17 protein-coding genes are annotated in these 16,503 nt (G+C 66.2%); 7 read left to right on the top strand and 10 right to left on the bottom strand.

Translation table 11 applies throughout. The annotated features are described in order from the left end of the window. Positions 1-56 precede the first annotated feature (56 nt). Entirely contained in the window at positions 57-1,085 is a 1,029-nt protein-coding gene (locus tag POS17_RS19410; protein ID WP_060840079.1) for a hypothetical protein, read from the bottom strand. 104 nt (positions 1,086-1,189) lie between these two features. Continuing rightward, positions 1,190-2,188, bottom strand: a complete 999-nt coding sequence (locus POS17_RS19405) for a bile acid:sodium symporter family protein (protein WP_060840078.1) — start codon at positions 2,186-2,188, stop codon at positions 1,190-1,192. An 85-nt stretch (positions 2,189-2,273) separates the two neighbouring features. On the opposite strand from POS17_RS19405, the gene POS17_RS19400 reads away from it, so the two are divergent. Further along, positions 2,274-3,071 (top strand): AraC family transcriptional regulator, encoded by a 798-nt coding sequence (locus POS17_RS19400; RefSeq protein WP_060840077.1) that lies wholly within the window; start codon positions 2,274-2,276, stop codon positions 3,069-3,071. Between the two features lie 279 nt (positions 3,072-3,350). On the opposite strand, the gene POS17_RS19395 is transcribed toward POS17_RS19400, so the two are convergent. Genes POS17_RS19395 through POS17_RS19380 form a run of 4 tightly spaced genes read right to left on the bottom strand, consistent with a single transcriptional unit; the run spans position 3,351 to position 7,952 of the window. After that, on the bottom strand, positions 3,351-3,803 hold the full coding sequence (locus POS17_RS19395) for a response regulator (RefSeq protein WP_060840076.1): 453 nt from the start codon (positions 3,801-3,803) through the stop codon (positions 3,351-3,353). Continuing rightward, positions 3,800-6,127, bottom strand: a complete 2,328-nt coding sequence (locus tag POS17_RS19390) for an ATP-binding protein (protein WP_060840075.1) — start codon at positions 6,125-6,127, stop codon at positions 3,800-3,802. Before POS17_RS19390 ends, POS17_RS19395 begins: the two co-directional genes overlap by 4 nt. Next, positions 6,124-6,792, bottom strand: coding sequence for a response regulator (locus POS17_RS19385; RefSeq protein WP_060840074.1), 669 nt, complete (start codon positions 6,790-6,792; stop codon positions 6,124-6,126). Before POS17_RS19385 ends, POS17_RS19390 begins: the two co-directional genes overlap by 4 nt. Then, on the bottom strand, positions 6,789-7,952 hold the full coding sequence (locus POS17_RS19380; RefSeq protein WP_060840073.1) for a sensor histidine kinase: 1,164 nt from the start codon (positions 7,950-7,952) through the stop codon (positions 6,789-6,791). Before POS17_RS19380 ends, POS17_RS19385 begins: the two co-directional genes overlap by 4 nt. A 172-nt stretch (positions 7,953-8,124) precedes the next feature. On the opposite strand from POS17_RS19380, the gene POS17_RS19375 reads away from it, so the two are divergent. After that, positions 8,125-8,643 (top strand): SgcJ/EcaC family oxidoreductase, encoded by a 519-nt coding sequence (locus POS17_RS19375; RefSeq protein ID WP_060840072.1) that lies wholly within the window; start codon positions 8,125-8,127, stop codon positions 8,641-8,643. A gap of 56 nt (positions 8,644-8,699) precedes the next feature. Here the strand turns inward: POS17_RS19375 and POS17_RS19370 are convergent, their stop codons facing one another. Then, on the bottom strand, positions 8,700-9,701 hold the full coding sequence (locus POS17_RS19370) for an AraC family transcriptional regulator (protein WP_060840071.1): 1,002 nt from the start codon (positions 9,699-9,701) through the stop codon (positions 8,700-8,702). Between the two features lie 248 nt (positions 9,702-9,949). On the opposite strand from POS17_RS19370, the gene POS17_RS19365 reads away from it, so the two are divergent. Beyond that, positions 9,950-10,723: an EAL domain-containing protein gene (locus tag POS17_RS19365; protein ID WP_060840070.1), complete on the top strand. Its 774-nt coding sequence runs from the start codon at positions 9,950-9,952 to the stop codon at positions 10,721-10,723. A 42-nt stretch (positions 10,724-10,765) separates the two neighbouring features. Here the strand turns inward: POS17_RS19365 and POS17_RS19360 are convergent, their stop codons facing one another. Both POS17_RS19360 and POS17_RS19355 read right to left on the bottom strand, forming a co-directional pair. After that, positions 10,766-11,155, bottom strand: a complete 390-nt coding sequence (locus POS17_RS19360) for a YceK/YidQ family lipoprotein (RefSeq protein ID WP_060840069.1) — start codon at positions 11,153-11,155, stop codon at positions 10,766-10,768. A gap of 63 nt (positions 11,156-11,218) precedes the next feature. Beyond that, positions 11,219-11,518: a YceK/YidQ family lipoprotein gene (locus POS17_RS19355; RefSeq protein ID WP_060840068.1), complete on the bottom strand. Its 300-nt coding sequence runs from the start codon at positions 11,516-11,518 to the stop codon at positions 11,219-11,221. 92 nt (positions 11,519-11,610) lie between these two features. Here POS17_RS19355 and POS17_RS19350 point away from each other — a divergent pair, with 92 nt between their 5' ends. Further along, entirely contained in the window at positions 11,611-11,922 is a 312-nt protein-coding gene (locus tag POS17_RS19350; RefSeq protein ID WP_047305198.1) for a hypothetical protein, read from the top strand. On the opposite strand, the gene POS17_RS19345 is transcribed toward POS17_RS19350, so the two are convergent. Further along, positions 11,923-12,459, bottom strand: a complete 537-nt coding sequence (locus POS17_RS19345) for a DinB family protein (RefSeq protein WP_060840067.1) — start codon at positions 12,457-12,459, stop codon at positions 11,923-11,925. Between the two features lie 239 nt (positions 12,460-12,698). Here POS17_RS19345 and POS17_RS19340 point away from each other — a divergent pair, with 239 nt between their 5' ends. From POS17_RS19340 to POS17_RS19330, 3 genes are all read left to right on the top strand, one after another. Continuing rightward, entirely contained in the window at positions 12,699-13,973 is a 1,275-nt protein-coding gene (locus tag POS17_RS19340) for a cystathionine gamma-synthase family protein (protein ID WP_060840066.1), read from the top strand. Between the two features lie 152 nt (positions 13,974-14,125). Then, positions 14,126-15,562 (top strand): amino acid permease, encoded by a 1,437-nt coding sequence (locus POS17_RS19335; RefSeq protein ID WP_060840065.1) that lies wholly within the window; start codon positions 14,126-14,128, stop codon positions 15,560-15,562. 41 nt (positions 15,563-15,603) lie between these two features. Next, positions 15,604-16,494: a LysR substrate-binding domain-containing protein gene (locus POS17_RS19330; protein WP_060840064.1), complete on the top strand. Its 891-nt coding sequence runs from the start codon at positions 15,604-15,606 to the stop codon at positions 16,492-16,494. Positions 16,495-16,503: the final 9 nt, after the last annotated feature.

The following is a 16,503-nucleotide window of genomic DNA, read 5'->3' as shown; positions in this document are numbered from 1 at the left end:
GAGTGCGGGTTATCGTTGACATCCTTCGCGAGCAAGCTCGCTCCCACAAGGGTGGGTCAATATGGACCACGGGGTTCCGGGATGCCCAGTTGCTGTTGCCGGGCCTCGATCTGTTGGTCCACGGCGCGTTTGCCACTGTGCAACTTCAGGTGCTGCAGGCTGGGCGGCAGCTGTTGCTCGATCAGGGCCAGCAGGTCCACCTGTGGGATCTTGATCAGGCGCAGGTCGGCGATTGTCGAGGTGTGCAGGTGGTTGATCAGCCCCAGGTTCTTGAGGTTGATCAGGCTCAGCTTGCGCAACTGCGGCGCACCGCTCAGGTCCAGTTGGCCGAGTTGCGCCTGGTCCTCGATCTTCAGCGCTTCAAGCTGTGGAAAGCCGTCCAGGTCCAGGCGGTTGAGGCCGCGAACCCGCATGATCTCCAGCTCCTTGACCTGCGGGTTGCGCAGCTCCGGCATCTGCTCGCGGCTGCCGAAGGTCACCGAGAGGCTGCGCAGGCCGCTCATGCCGGCGACCATTCCCAGGGGCGCCTTGGCCGGCATGCGGTGCAGGTCCAGGTGGCTGATGCCCGGGCACTGGCTGAGCACGTCCAGGTGATGGGTTTGTACGCTGAGGGACAGGGTGTGCAGCTCGGGCATGGCGGCCAGTGGCGCCAGGTCGATGGCCGGGCCTTTGTCCAGGGACAGGCGCAGTGTTTGCAACCGCCTCAAGTTGGGCAGGGCCAACAGGCCCGGCAGTTCGGCGCTGATGACCTGCAGGGCAAAGTCCTTGACCTGGTGCAGGCTGCCAATGGCCTCGAAGTGCTCCAGGCTGTCGAGGCAATCCAGGCTCAGGGACTGCACATGGGGCAGGGCCAGCAATACCCGGGCATCGAACGCGCTGCCCGGGTAATGGCTGTAGAAACGCACCTTGAGGCGTTCACCGAAACGGGCGCAGAGCGTGTCGAGCTGACTCAGCAGTTCGCCGTCGTACTGTTCGGCCTTGGCGAACTGGACGATGACCTGGGCCTGGTCATCGGCCTCCAGGCGGGCGCTCACCTGCAGTTCCAGGTCGGCCTGGCTGGGGGCTTGAATTCGATGGGGAAACATCGGCGGTCCTTGATGATTTTCGCCGCGGCATCATGCCATTGCGCACGCTTCATCACCATCTGCGCGCAGGCCCGGCCAGCTGCCGGGCCGCCTTGCAGGAAAGGTTACGGGTCGACCTGGCCCATCAGCTCGGCCACCGATTCCGGGCGCTTGGCGTAGCGCTGGGCCAGCACCGCGCAGACCATCAGCTGGATCTGGTGGAACAGCATCAGGGGCAGAATCAGCACGCCCATGGTGCTGCCGGCGAACAGCACCTGGGCCATGGGCACGCCGGTGGCCAGGCTCTTTTTCGAGCCGCAGAAGAGGATGGTGATGCGGTCTTCCTGGTCGAAGCCGAACAGCTTGCCGAGAAAGCTCGAGGCCAGCAGCACCAGGGCCAGGAGGATGCAGCAGGCCACCACCAGCCCGCCCAGTTCCCACAGCGGGATCTGGTGCCAGATGCCTTCGTTCACCGCCTCGCTGAAGGCGCCGTAGACCACCAGCAGGATCGAGCCCTGGTCGACGAAGCGCAGCCAGTGCTTGTTGCGCCCGACCCAGGCGCCGATCCAGCGCCGGGCGATCTGCCCGGCGATGAATGGCAGCAGCAACTGCACGCTGATCTTGATGATCGCATCCAGGGTCGAGCCGCCATCGCCGTGCACGTTCAGCAGCAGGGTCACCAGGAGCGGGGTGAGGAAGATGCCGAACAGGCTCGACGCCGCGGCGCTGCAGATGGCCGCCGGGATATTGCCCCGGGCCAGGGAGGTGAAGGCGATCGCCGATTGCACCGTGGCCGGCAGCGCGCACAGATACAGCATGCCCAGGTACAGGTCGTTGCCCACCAGCGGCGACAGCAGCGGCTTGAGCGCCAGCCCCAGGACCGGAAACAGGATGAAGGTCAGGCTGAACACCAGCAGATGCAGGCGCCAGTGGCCGGCCCCGGCGATGATCGCCTCCCGCGACAGCTTGGCACCGTGGAGGAAGAACAGCAGGCCGATGGCGAGGTTGGTCAGCCAGCCGAAACCGACCGCCACCTGGCCGCTGGCCGGCAGGAAGCTGGCCAGCAGGACCACGCCGATCAGGGTCAGGGTGAAGTTGTCGGGCAAAAGACGTGAGCGAGTCATAGCGGTTTCATCCGGGGGTTGCCAAGTGCAGTGGGGCGACTCTAACGTGGCTGCGGTTTACCGACTAACGCCAAGGAGCCCATTAATGCCGCCTAAAGGACATGAAAAGATCGTCCGCCGCAGTATTCCCGGGCTGCCGAGTCTGCCGCGACCGGTGTACGGGCGCACCGAATCCTTGCCCAACCGGGCCCTGACCCGGCGCCACAGTCACCCCTGGGTGCAATTGTCCTATGCGATCCAGGGCGTGCTGGAGATCCAGACCCTTGGCGGACGCTTTGTTGCCCCGCCACAGCGCGCGGTGTGGATTCCCGCCGGGGTGCCGCACCGGGTGTTCAGCTCGCCGCGCACCGAAATGCGCAGCCTGTACCTGGATTGCAGCGTCACCGCCTGGGCGGCCACCGACAGCTGCCAGGTGCTGGCGGTCAGCAGCCTGTTGCGGGAACTGATCCGCGCCTTCAGCGAATTGCCGGTGGAGTATGTCGAGGACAGCGCCGACGGCCGCCTGGCCCAGGTGCTGCTGGACCAGCTGGCTGCCGCGCCGCAACTGGACCTGATGCTGCCGCTGCCCCTGGACCCGCGCTTGCGCACGATCTACCGCAGCCTGCAGGCGCACCCGGAGCAGCCGACCACCCTGGGTCAATGGAGCCAGAAGCTCGGGGTTACGGAGAAGACCCTCAGCCGCCTGTTTCTCAAGGACACCGGGCTGACCTTTCGCGCCTGGCGCCAACGCTTGCGCCTGCTCGGCGCCCTGACCCCGCTGGAGCAGGGCGAGCGGGTCACCGATGTGGCCCTGGCCTGCGGCTATGACTCGACCTCGGCGTTTATCGCCGCGTTTCGCCAACAGTTCGACGCCACCCCCGGCGAGTTCTTCCGCGACCTCTGAACCCCCACGATTCCTGTAGCCGCTGCTGAGCCCGCGAAGCTGCGCAAAGGTCCGCAGGACCTTGCTTGGCGACCTCCCGTCGAACCTCTATCGATCTTAAGAACCCTACGTCCCTTCGGGCCGTTCGCAGCCTGCGGCAGCGGCTACAGGGTGCGACGATGCGGCAGGTGCGACGGTGCGACGGTGCGACGGTGCGACGATGCGACGATGCGACGATGCGACAGGCGCGACAGGCGCGACAGGCGCGACAGGTGCGACAGGTGCGACAGACGCGACAGGTCAGGCCTTTGATGGGCGTAGCAGTGCGATCTGCTCCGGCGGCACCAGGGTGCGCAGGGTCTTGTACAGGGCCCGGGTTTCCAGCAGGTTCCAGATCCGCAGCAGGGTTTCCAGGGCGTCCAGCGGCTTGCTGATGAAGTCCCGCGCGCCCAGGGCCAGGGCCCGCAGGCGGGTGTCGCGGGTGGCGTCGGCGGTGAGCACCAGGATCGGCAGGTAGTCGTGGGCCGGAATCCGCCGGTTGAGCTGTTCGAGCACGGCAAAACCGTCGAACTCGGGCATGTGCAGGTCGAGGATCACCAGGTCCGGCTCGAAGCTGTTGAACAGCTCCAGGGTGCGCAGCGGCTGGGTGCTGCTCAGGACGTTGTGCAGGCCTTCGCGGGCCAGCAGCTGTTCCATCAGGTCGAGGTTGGGGCGCTGATCATCGACGATGAGGATGCGCATATCGGCAGTCATAGGGGCTCCGCTAAACAGGCGTCCAGGTGGGCGAAGAACGCTGGGATGTGAATGGGCTTGGTGAGAATCGCCGTGGCGCCGGCTTCCAGCAGGCTGCGCTGGGTCAGCTCGCTGGCGTCGGCGGTGATCATCAGGATCGGCGTGCTGGCGGTGCTGCCGGAGGCCCGCAGCCGTTGCAGCACTTCCAGGCCTTGCAGGTCCGGCAGGTTGACGTCCAGCAGGATCATCTGCGGTGAGTGCTGGCGGGCCAGGTCCAGGCCCAGCTGGCCCTGCATGCTCGACAGCAACTGAATACCCGGACGGCGCTGCAGCAGGGTTTCGATCAGCGCCAGGCTTTGCAGGTTGTCTTCGATGCAGAGGATCTTGCCCCGATAGGGGCTGGGCGTGGGCAGCGTCGGCGGCTTCAGCGCCGGGGTGGCCAGGGGCGTTGCGAGCGGGGCATCGGGCAGGCGCACACAGGGCAGCTCGAGGATGAAGCGGCTGCCGCTGCCCATTGTGCTGTGCACCTCCAGGCTGCCGTCCATCATCTCCAGCAGGCTCTTGCTCAGGGCCAGGCCCAGGCCGGTGCCTTCGACCTTGGGATCGGCGTCCAGGCGTTCGAAAGGCTTGAACAGGCGTTGCAGTTGGTCGGCGGCAATCCCGGCCCCGGTGTCGATCACGGCAATGCGCAGGCGCGCTTCTTCCAGGGTCACCTCGATGCTGACCCGGCCCTGGGCGCGGTTGTACTTGATGGCGTTGGACAGCAGGTTGAGCAGGACCTGGATCAGGCGTTGGCGATCGGCAATCACCCCGCTGTCGGCGGGCAGTTCCGGCAAGGCGCTGAGCTGGATGCCGGCGTCGGTGGCCATCGGCGACACCAGGGTCAGGGCCTCATGCAGCACCGCCGCCAGGGGCATGGGTTCGACGTTCAGCGGCAGGCGCCCGGCTTCGATGCGGGCGATGTCCAGCACCTCGTTGATCAGCCCCAGCAGGTGCTGGCCGGCCCGCAGGATATGCCCGACCTGGGGCCGCTGGCCGGCGCTGGAGTCCATGTCGAGCAATTGCGCGAAACCGAGGATGGCATTGAGCGGGGTGCGCAGTTCGTGGCTCATGCGCGAGAGGAACTCGCTCTTGGCGCGGCTGGCGCTTTCGGCTTCTTCGCGGGCGGTGCCCAGGGCGATTTCCGCGGCGCGGCGGTCGGTGATGTCCCGGGTGATCTTGGAGAACCCCCGCAGGGCGCCGCTGGCGTCGTATTGCGCGGTGATCACCACGCTGGCCCAGAAGCGGCTGCCGTCCTTGCGGCAGCGCCAGCCTTCTTCCATGTAGTGGCCGTGGGCGGTGGCTTCGCGCAGGGCCATGTCCGGGTGCTGCGGGCATTCCTCCGGCAGGTAGAACAGGGAGAAATGGCGGCCGATGATTTCCTGGTCGCGGTAGCCCTTGATCCGCTCGGCGCCGAAGTTCCAGGTGGTGACCATGCCGGCGGTGTCCAGGGCGAAAATCCCGTAGTCCTTGACCCCGTCGATGATCAGCCGCAGGCGTTCTTCGTTGTCGCGCAGGGCGCGCTCGCGCTCGGCCAGCAGTTGCCCGGCTTCCACCAGGCGCGTGCCCAACTGGCCGATCTCATCCAGCTCCGGGGCTTGCGGCAGCAGGGGCTGACCCAGGGCCAGGCGCTGGGCGTTGCCCTGGACCTGCTGCACCCGGGTGACGATGCCCCGGGACAGCAGCAGCACCGCGACGATGGCGCCAAACAGCCCGCAACCGGCGGCCAGCAGGGTGGCGAACAGCAGGCGCATGCGGGTTGCCGCTGCGGCCGCGGTGCGTTCGGCCAGCAGCGCGTCCTCGTGGATGCGCATGGCGCTGATCTGCTCACGCAGCACGTCCAGCACCTGCTTGTTGTCGATGAGGATCGCGGTCACCGTGGCGCTGTCGTCGCGGCTGCCGTTGCGCAGGGCCACCAGGCCTTCGAGCTTGGTCTGGATCAGCGGGGTGATGGTGTGCAGGTACTCGCGCATGCGCGTGTCGCGCACGTTGCGGTCCAGGCGTTGCAGGGCCGCTTCGATCTGCGGGCGGGCCTGGAGGTAGGCGGGCAGGAAGTCCTCGCTGCGGGTCAGCAGGTAGCCGCGCACGCTGGCCGCGGCCTCGGCCAGCAGGGTGTGCACGGTCTGGATATCGCCCTGCACCAGCAGCACCCGGCGCACGTCTTCTTCGGCGCGGGCGGTCTGGCGTTCGGCGCTGTAGATCAGCACCAGGGACAGCAGCAGGATCACCAGGGGCAGGGAGATCACCACCAGCGCCTTGCCCCGCAGCGGCAGGTCGGCCCAGCGCCGGGCGCTGCGCAGGTTCATGGCCACTGCCCGCTGGGCTGGGCCACCAGTCCCAGGGCGATGCCACGCACCGCCGCCTGGGTACGGTCGGAGGCGCCGAGCTTGCCGATCACCCGCTCGACGTGGGCCTTGGCGGTGCCGGTGGTGATGCCGAGCTTTTCGCCGATCTCGCGGTTGCTGAAGCCGCCGGCCACCAGCCCCAGCACCTGGCGCTCGCGGGCGGTCAGGGCCTGGGCCTGGGGTATCTGGCCGTTGCCGCGTTCGGTCATGCGTCGCAGCAGGCGCGCACTGACCGCACTGTTGAGGGCTTCCTCGCCCTGGGCCACCCGTTGCAGGGCGCCGATCACTTCGTCGCGGCTGGCGTCCTTGAGCAGGTAGCCCACGGCGCCGGCGGTCATGGCCGCTTCCAGGTGATCGGGGCTGTCGTCCATGGTGAAGATCACCACCTTGACCTCGGGCTGGCGTTGCTGCAGAAGGCGCGCGGCCCCCAGGCCATTGAGCCGCGGCATGCGGATGTCGAGGATGGCGATGTCCGGGCGCAGTTGCTCGCACAGGGCCAGGGCTTCTTCACCGTCCCTGGCCTGGCCCACCACCTCGAACTCCGGGTTGCCCGCCAGCAGGGCGACGAAGCCGGTGCGGGTCACTTCATGGTCGTCCGCCAGGACCAGACGTATCAGGCTACTCATGGCGCTTGCTCCAAGGGTTGCACGGGCACGCTGGCCAGCAGCCGGGTGCCGCTGCCGGGCCGGCTGTCGCAGCTGAAATGGCCGCCCAGCAGATGGGCGCGCTCATGCATGGCGACCTGACCCAGCTGCTCGGCCACCGGGGCCGGCGAGCTGACGAATCCGCAACCGTCATCGTTGACCCCGAGCAGCGCCAGGCCGTCTTCCAGGGCCAGACTCAGGTGCACCTGCGAGGCCCGGGCGTGCTTGAGGATGTTGTTGATGGCTTCCTGGGCGATGCGGAACAGGGCGATCTCCACCGCATCGGGCAGGCGCTGCGGCGCGCGTTGCCCCCAGTACACCAGCAGACCGGCGTCGCGCAGGCGGTCGGCCTCGCGGTCGATGGCCCGCAGCAGGCCGAAGTCGTCGAGCACGTGGGGGCGCAAGCCGCCGATCAGTTGCCGGCCTTCGCCGACGCAGCCCTGGGCCAGTTGCAGGATGGTCTGCAGGTCCTGGTGCAGCTCGGCGGGCAACGGCGGACAGCGCCCGGCGAAGCCCTGCAGGCGCTGGTGCAGCCCGGCCAGGGTTTGCGCCAGGCCGTCGTGCAGGTCATAGGCGACCCGTTTACGTTCGTCTTCCTGGGCGCTGAACAGGCGTTGCACCAGCTCCGACATGCTGCGTTCCCGGGCTTGCAGGTCGCGCAGCAGGCGATGGTTTTCCAGGTGCGCCGCCAGCAGGGTGGCCAGCAGTTGCAGGGATTCCAGGTCTTCGCTGTCCGGCGGGCTGATGGGTACGCTGTTGGCCAGCAGCAGCGCGCCGAAGGCGCGGCCGTCGGCGCGGTGCAACAGTACGCGCAGCACGGCGCTGTCCGGGGTCGGCGGCGGCTCCGGCCATTGCGGGTGATCGGCCAGGGCGCGCAGGCCTTGCAGGCGTTCTTCATGACCCAGGGCGGCGCGGGTGTGGATCACGCCATCCTCGGCCCATTCCAGCAGCAGCCCGTGGTCCATGGCGGCGAAGGCGCAGGCCCGTTGCACCACCCGCTGGCGCATCTGCTCGGGGGGCAGTTGCAACAGTTCCTGGCCGGTGTCCACCAGCAGTCGCAGGCGCGCGGCGCGGCTCTGGGACTGTCGATACTGGCTGCGCAGGGCCAGGGCGCTGGCGGGGTCGAAGGATGGGGTGGACATGGCTTGGCTCCAGTGCGGCGGCGCTGCGGTTGAACAAAAGCGGGCATTAGACCCGCTGCTGCACGTCACGCCTATCTGCCGAATGGCATAGGCCGAAAGCTCCAGTTGGCCGATGGCGCGGACGACGGCGATGGGCAAAGTGTGGCTCATTGAAACCCACTGGAGAAATCGTATGAAACTGAAAACCACTGCCCTGGCCCTGTTTTTCGCCTTCACCGCTCCACTGGCTGTGGCCGCCGAGGTCAAGCCCTATGTCTACAGCGCCGTTGCCGAGCAGCCGCAAGCGGCCCAGGACCGCGAGATCGCCGGCCTGTTCGATCGCTGGAACAGCGCCTTGCAGACCGGCAACCCGCAGTCGGTGGTGAGCCTGTATGCGCCGAACGCAGTGTTGCAGCCGACCGTGTCCAACCAGGTGCGCAGCACTCATGCCCAGATCCAGGACTACTTCGAGCACTTCCTGGCGTCCAAGCCGGTGGGGCAGATCAACTACCGTGAAATCCGTCACCTGGGCCCGGATGCCGCCCTGGACAGCGGCGTCTACACCTTCACCCTGACCGACGCGTCCGGCAAGAGCGAGAAGGTCCAGGCGCGCTACACCTTCCTGTACGAGCGCATCGACGGTCAGTGGAAGATCCTCAACCATCACTCCTCGGCCATGCCGGAAGTCCAGTCGCAGCTGGCCGCTCACTGATCCACCTTGCGTTCCCTTCACGCCGAGCCTGTGCTCGGCGTTGTCGTTCCCGCGGCTCACTGCTCGCGGTAGCGCCCCGGGGTCATGCCGAACCAGCGCAGGCAGGCCTTGTGAAAGCTGCTCTGGTCGCGAAAGCCCAGCAGGGCGCCGATGTATTTGACGCTGCGCATGGAGTTGCGCAGGAAGCTGTGGGCCAGCATCAAGCGGGCTTCGTCCAGCAAGGCCGAGAAATGCACGTCTTCGTGTCCCAGGCGGCGTTGCAGGCTGCGGGTGCTGACCCCGACGATCTGGGCGATGTTCGGCAGGTCGCTCGGTGCACCCTGGGCCAGGCGTTCGGACAACGCTCGCCGGACCCGGGCGGTCATCGAACCGTTGTGCAGCAGGTTGAGGCGGTTACGCGCGTACTCCAGGTGCAGCACATCCAGGGCCGGGTCGGCGGTGGGCAGGGCAATGGCGCAATCCTGGCTGCTGAAGGACAAGCTGTTGTAGGGCGCGCAAAACTGCAGGTTGTCTCCCAGCAACTGGCGCAGGGACCCGGTGTCCAGCGGCTCCGGGTAGGTGAAGGTGGCTGTCAGGGGCCGCACTTTGTGCTGCGGCAACAGCCAGTGCAGCAGGCCCAGGGTCTGGGCCGCGCCGGCGTCGATAAAGGCCCGGGGCATCATCGAGGGTTCGCTGGCCACGTCGAAGCCGATCAGGGTCAGCATCTGCGGCTTGCGCTCCAGGCACATGCAGAAGCCGTTGCTGATCAGCGCGTGGTAATCCACCAGGCGTTGCAGCGCGATGCCCAGGGTGGCGCAGGACATCACCGCATACCCCAATGCCTCCAGGTTGGCCGGATGGGCCTTGCTGTAGGCCAGCAGGCCCAGGTCCGGCTTGCCGGTGCGGCGCACCGCTTCCTGTATCACCTGATAGACCAGTTCCAGCCTCACGCCCTTGGGGTTTTCATACACATCCCGCAGGCTGCTGCCCAATTGCTTGAGCAAGGTTTCGACGTGGGCGCCGCCCTCATTCATGACATCGGCAAGCACCCTAAAGCTGGCGCTGGTCATTCTATGCATAGGTCTTCCTGGACTGATGGCTTAGTGATATCGGAGAGGCCGTTGGCATGATTGCAATAAACACGGGGCCACAGATGATTCGGCAGTGCCGCGCGTTTCCGAGGACAAGCGAAAGGTATCCAGGAACACTTCCTCAAGGCCTGTGCCGGGGTCGATCATGTTCGGCCAGGGCCCTTGGAAAGGGTGACGGCCAGCGCGTCGCATCCGGTTCGCCGCGAGGGTGCCGTTGTCTTGCCCGGGGAGTTGTCATGCAAAGCGTCAGAGACTTTTATCGTGAACTGGCCCAGGGCCGCCTGATGCTGGCGTTCCAGCCGGTGGTGTGGCTGCCCGACAGCAGCCGCGTGCTGTACCACGAAAGCTTGCTGCGCCACATCGATGCTCAGGGCGGCGAAGTCTATCCTCTGGCGCTGCTGGAAAAACACCAACTGATGCGCGAGCTCGATCAAAGCGTGGTGCGCTGCGTGATCGATGCGCTGCACCGTGATGAACGCCTGCGCCTGGGGTGCAATATTTCCGCCCAGAGCGCGATCATCGACGGCTTCTGGTTGCCGATTCTGCAGGTGCTGCGCGACTCACCCTCAGTGGCCGCGCGCCTGGTGATCGAGATCACCGAAAGCGCCACGCCTCCGAGCATCGAGGCGGCCAGCGAGTTCGTCCTGTGCCTGCGGGAGCTGGGCTGCCGGGTGGCCATCGACGATTTCGGCGCGGGCCTGGGCACCCTGGAATTCATCCGCCAGACCCGGCCGGACATCGTCAAGATCGACAAGGGCTACATCCAGCGCGCCCGCGGTGAACTCAACAGCGCCCAGACCCTCAGCCACCTGGTGCAGCTGTGCAAGACCCTGGCGCCCTGCGTGATCATCGAAGGCATCGAGACCAGCACCGACCAGAACCTGGCCACGGCCTGTGGCGGCGAGTGGGGGCAGGGCTATCTGTTCGGGCGCCCGCAAGTCGATCGCCTCGGCCGGCGCTGCTGCCTGGAGCAGCAGACGGCGCCGCGGTGTGCGCTGGATCAGGCCTAGCCCGGTGGCGCCAAGGCACGGCGCGAGCCCGCCTGACGGGGTTCAATCAACCTGCGGGGTGATGGGTGGGGTGTGGGCCGTCGGGTCTTGCACCTCGGCACTGATGGGCAATGCCGGCAGCTCTTCCTCGGGAATCTCCTTCATGTCCACGTGCCTGTTGCGCTTGGGCCGTTCCGGCTGGAACGCGTCGTAGGGCAGCAGCACGGTGTCGAGCGCCGCATCCAGGGGCAGGCTGGCGATCATCAGGATCGGGCACACCACCGTCACCCAGCAGCCGCCGGTGATCATGCGCGCGTAGCCCATGTCGTAGCCGGTGAGCACTTGGGCGTTGGTCTTGACGCTGCGGTAGTAGCGATCGTCGCGAAAGTCCAGGGCATTGCCGCGAGTCATGTAGGTGCCGCAGCCGGACAGCAGCAGGGTGTTGAGCAGCAACAGGTAATGGAGGATTCGGATGATCAGGCTTCCACGCAGGGTCGAGGCAGGGGCCGGCGAGAATCAGTGATTCATCGCGTCATAGGGCAGCAGCGCGGTGTCGGCCACGGCGTCCACCGGCAGGCTGACGATGGCCACCACCGGGCAGACGATGCTCATCCAGCAGAAGAGCGTGGCATAGCCGTCGTAGCCGCTGGCGCCGCGCATGGTCAGCAGTTCGATATTGGCCTGGGTGCCTTTGTAGTAGTCGTAGCCGCTGTGGGCATTGGGCGTGCGGGCGATCAGGGTGCCGCAGCCGGCCAGGGACAGCATGGACACAACGAACAGGGCATTGAGGGCTTTGATGGCGCCATTCCTTAGCAAGCGGATTTTTCCGCGCGCATGGTCGCAGAAGCGCGGTGCAGACGCTAGATTGGGCGCTGAATAAATACTGGGCGCAGTGCCGGGAGGGTTCGATGAGGGGAGAGCGCAGCGTCGCACGGCTGTTTGCCGAGGAACCGCTGTCTTGGGGGTTGCGGGGTGACCCCTATCTGTGGCGAGCCATGGCCGCGCATCTGGCCCACACGCCCTGGCCGGCCACGGCGCAGCAGTTGGAAGCCCTGATCGTCCAGGCCTTCGAGCAACTGACCGGCAGTGCCTGGAGCTCGGCAGGGCATTTCTTCGTCGAGGCCTTTGCCCATGGCGGCATGTCCAGCGGCGGGATTTCCATGGTCTTCTGGCACGAGCACGGCCTGCCCCTGTTGCGCGCCCGTTGGGCGCAAGCCTGATCAGATTTCGCTGGGGATCAGCATAAGCAGGTCGGTATCGCCGACATCCACCCCGGCCTGGGTTAGCAGGGTGCTGGCCTGGCCCCGGTGATGGGTCTGGTGATTGAAGAAATGCACCAGCAGGCTATAGAAATCGCGCTCGGCGACCACGCCTTTGGTGTTGGCGTAATGCAGGCTGCTGTCCAGGTCGGTGTCGTTCAGGGATTGGCTGAAATCGAGGATCAACTGGTCCAGCCACTGGCGTTGCTGCCAGAGCCCGCCCAGGTTTGGGAACAGCAGGGTCTTGAGGTCCTGGGGCAGGGCCACTTGCTGCAGCGGCGCCAGGGCCGCAAACCGCGCCGGGTGCTGGGCAAAACGCTTGAGCCAGATGGTGTCGCCGGCCAGCAAATGATTGAGGGTGCCGAGGATCGAGCCGAAAAAAGCCTGGCGATCGAGGACGATCTGCGCCTCGGGCAGGGTCATGGCGGCGTGGTACAGCTTGGCGTTCATCCATTGGTTGTAGCGGGCCATCAGGCACAGGTGCTCGGTGCGCTGCATTGTGGTTCCTCTGGGTTTTTGCGGGCAGGGGAGCAGCAGCTTCGCAAGTCTCGCTGCACGCCGGCAAGGGGCGCGACGAAAGCCGTGCGCGCCGGCTGTTTGCAGGGCCTTGCAGCCATTAAAAAAACCGCCCCTTTGGCCCCGATAACATCGTTTCTCGGGGCTTGGGCTTTTCTCTATATTGGCCACCAGATCCAGCGCGGCAACACGCCGCGCACCCTTTATGGTGAGCCGTTGCAATGAATAAAAAACCTGAACGCACAGGGCTGGAAAATCCCGGGACCGCTACCCGAGTGGTCTGGGGCGGAGAGCAAGTCCGTCACCCCTACAACGCCACGCAAACCCCGATTGTCGCCAGCGCCGCCTACGGCTACGACGACATCGACCAGTGGTACGACGTGGCCCTGGGCAAGGCCCCGGGCTTCATCTACAGCCGCATGAGCAACCCCACGGTGGAAACCCTGGAAGCCAAATTGTGCGACCTGGAAAACGCCGAATCGGCGGTGGCCTTCAGCAGCGGCATGGCGGCCATCAGCGGGGTGCTCTACAGCTTCCTGCGCCACGGCCAGCGGGTGGTGTCGACCAAGGACAGCTACGGCGGCACCAACAAGATTTTCGAAGAGTTCCTGCCGCGCATGGGCGTGGCCGTGACCCTCTGCGAAACCTTCGACCAGCAGCAGATCGAAGCCGAGATTGCCAAGGGTTGCGACCTGCTGTACCTGGAAACCCCGACCAACCCGACCCTGAAGATCGTCGACATCCAGCGTCTGGTCACCGCGGCGAAACAGGTCGGCGCCCTGGTGGTGGCGGACAACACCTTCGCCACGCCGCTGAACCAGAATCCCCTGGCCCTGGGCGTGGACGTGGTGATCCACAGCGCCACCAAGTTCCTCAGTGGCCACGGCGATGTGCTGGGTGGCGTGGCCTGCGGCAGCGAGGCGCTGATGAGCCAGGTGCGTCACTACCGGGAAATCAACGGTGCCAGCCTCGATCCGTTCTCGGCCTACCTGATCATCCGCGGGATCAAGACCCTGGCCCTGCGCATGCGCCAGCAACAGCACAGCGCGGCGCAGCTGGCGCAGTTCCTGCTCAACGAACCGCTGGTGGAGTCGGTGAACTACCCGGGCCTGCCGAGCCACCCGAACCACGCCGTGGCCTGTGCGCAGATGCGCGGTTTCGGCGCCATCGTCAGCTTTGTCCTGGTGGGCGGCATGGACAGCGTCAAGCTGCTCCTGCCGCGCCTGCGCTATGCCCACTGCGCCGGCAACCTGGGCGCGGTGGAAACCATCTACGGTCCGGCGCGCACCACCAGCCATGTCGAAAACACCCTGGAAGAGCGTCAGGCCCTGGGCATTTCCGAAGGCCTGGTGCGGATCTCGGTGGGCATCGAAGACACCGATGACCTGCTGGCGGACCTGCAGCAGGCCTTCGCCTGGCTGCGCCAATCCCTCAAGCACAACCCGGCGCCCGGCGCCGTCCCTTCCCTGAATGCCCGGGTCGAGGTGGCCCACTGAAAGAGTGCGCAATACCCCCACAGCAAGGCAGCCAGTGGGGGCTTCATGAAGAGGAATAACAATAAAAACCTGGTGGCATCCGATTTGTTTTCTGCCCATTTCCACAGTCGCAGAAATTGAGACTTGCCCTGACAACTTTCATGAGAACCATCATGTCCCTACAAGAACAACAGGCCGACTTGCGCGGCGGCTTCAAGCAAGAAATGCAGACCCGGCACATTGTCATGCTCGCCCTTGGCGGGGTGATCGGCACCGGGCTGTTCCTCACTTCCGGCTACACGGTGAACCAGGCCGGCCCGCTGGGCGCGGTGATCGCCTACATCATCGGCGCGCTGATGGTGTACCTGGTGATGATGTGCCTGGGCGAACTGGCGGTGCAGATGCCCGAGACCGGCTCCTTCAGCACCTACGCCACACGCTTTCTCGGCCCCGGCACCGGCTACACCGTGGCCTGGCTGTACTGGCTGACCTGGACCGTGGCCATCGGCTCGGAATTCACCGCCGCCGGGATCCTCATGGCCCGCTGGTTCCCCGACACCCCGGTGTGGATCTGGAGCGCGCTGTTCGCCATGGTGGTGTTCCTGTCCAACGTGGTGTCGGTGCGGCTGTTCGCCGAAACCGAGTTCTGGCTGTCGCTGGTCAAGGTGGTCACCGTGCTGGCCTTCCTGGCGGTGGGGGGCGGGGCGATCCTCGGTCTTTTACACATCGACCAGGCCCACAGCATTGGCCTGAGCAACTTCACCCGCGAGGGGCTGTTCCCCACCGGCTTCATGCCGATCGCCATGACTTTGCTGGCGGTGGCCTTTGCCTTCTCCGGCACCGAGCTGATCGGTATCGCCGCCGGCGAAACCCGTGACCCGCAACGCAACGTGCCACGGGCGATCCGCACCACGGTGCTGCGCCTGGCGATCTTCTTCGTCGGCACCATCTTCGTCCTCGCCACCCTGTTGCCCCGAGAGCAGGCCGGCCTGGTGGAAAGTCCGTTCGTCACGGTGTTTACCTACATCGGCATTCCGTACTCGGCCGACATCATGAACTTCGTGATCATCAGTGCGCTGCTGTCCGCCGCCAACTCCGGGCTGTACGCCGCCTCGCGGATGCTCTGGACCCTGAGCGACCAGGGCCATCTGCCCAAGCAGTTCTCGGCCCTGACCCGCATGGGCACGCCGCTCAACGCGATCATCGTGAGCATGGCCGGCGGCGCCGCCTCGCTGCTCAGCAGCGTGTTCGCCCCGGACACCATCTACCTGGCCCTGGTGTCGATTTCCGGGCTGGCGGTGGTGGTGGTGTGGATGAGCATCGCCGCCAGCCAGATCGCCTTCCGCCGGCACTTCGTGGCCAACGGCGGCGATGTGCGCGACCTGAAATTCCGTGTCCGTGGCTACCCCTGGGTGCCGCTGGGGGCGCTGTTGTGCTGCGCCCTGGCCTGTGTCGGCATCGGCTTCGATCCCGAGCAGCGGGTGGCCCTGTACTTCGGTGTGCCGTTCATCGCCTGGTGCTACTTCGTGTATTACATTACCCGCAGTAGCCGCCAGCGGCGCCTGGCCCTGGCACCTCTGGCACGCTCGTCCGATGCCCTGCCGGGCTGACGGACGGCAACGGCATCCAGGGTGTCCATGAGAGCCAGGCCATGAAGCAGAAAAGCTTGCCCCCGCTGAACTGGCTGCGCGCCTTCGAAGTGTCTGCCCGCTGCCTGAACTTCACCCACGCCGCCGAGGAGCTGTTCCTCACCCAGGGGGCGGTGAGCCAGCAGATCCGCCAGCTGGAAAGCCACCTCGGGGTGGCGCTGTTCAAGCGCCTGCCCCGGGGCCTGGACCTGACCGAGGAGGGCCGCTCCTACCTGCCGGTGGTGCAGGACGCCATCACCCGGCTGGCGGTGGGCACCAACGAGATTTTCGGCCAGCACCAGCACCGGCCGATCAAGGTGCGCGGCAGCCTGGCGTTCTTCGTCCACTGGCTGGCGCCCAAGCTGCTGACCTTTCAGCAGGCCCAGCCCCAGGTGGACATTCGGTACATCAGCAATATCTGGGTCAAGGAACTGGATGGCGAAGACGACCTGGAAATCCGCTGGGGTCGCGGTCACTGGCCGGGGCTGGTGGCCCAGCGCCTGACCTGGGACAGCCTGGTCCCGGTCTGCGCACCGGCGCTGCTGGCGCGCCTGCCGCTGCAGGTGCCGGACGATCTGGCCCGCCATCAACTGCTGCACGTGCTGGGCTACGAAGAGGGCTGGGGCTACTGGCTTGAACGGGCCGGCGCCAGAGGCGTGGACTCGTCCCGGGGCATGCAGTTCGACACCCTGATCTCGACCCTGCGCATGGCCGAGCTGGGGCAGGGCGTGGCCCTGGCCCGTTCCTCGATGGTCGCCGACATGCTGGCCGACGGGCGTCTGGTGGAGCCCTTCGAGCAGCGTATCGAGGCCAGCGAATCCTTTTACCTGGTGCGCGGCGCGGATGCCGAGCAACACCCCGATGCGCTGAAGTTCTCCACCTGGCTGGTGGAGCAGGCCCATCGCTACAAATGACTGGCCGGA

This window comes from Pseudomonas sp. Os17, assembly GCF_001547895.1.
Lineage (GTDB): Bacteria > Pseudomonadota > Gammaproteobacteria > Pseudomonadales > Pseudomonadaceae > Aquipseudomonas.
This window is presented reverse-complemented; position numbering and strand designations above follow the sequence as displayed.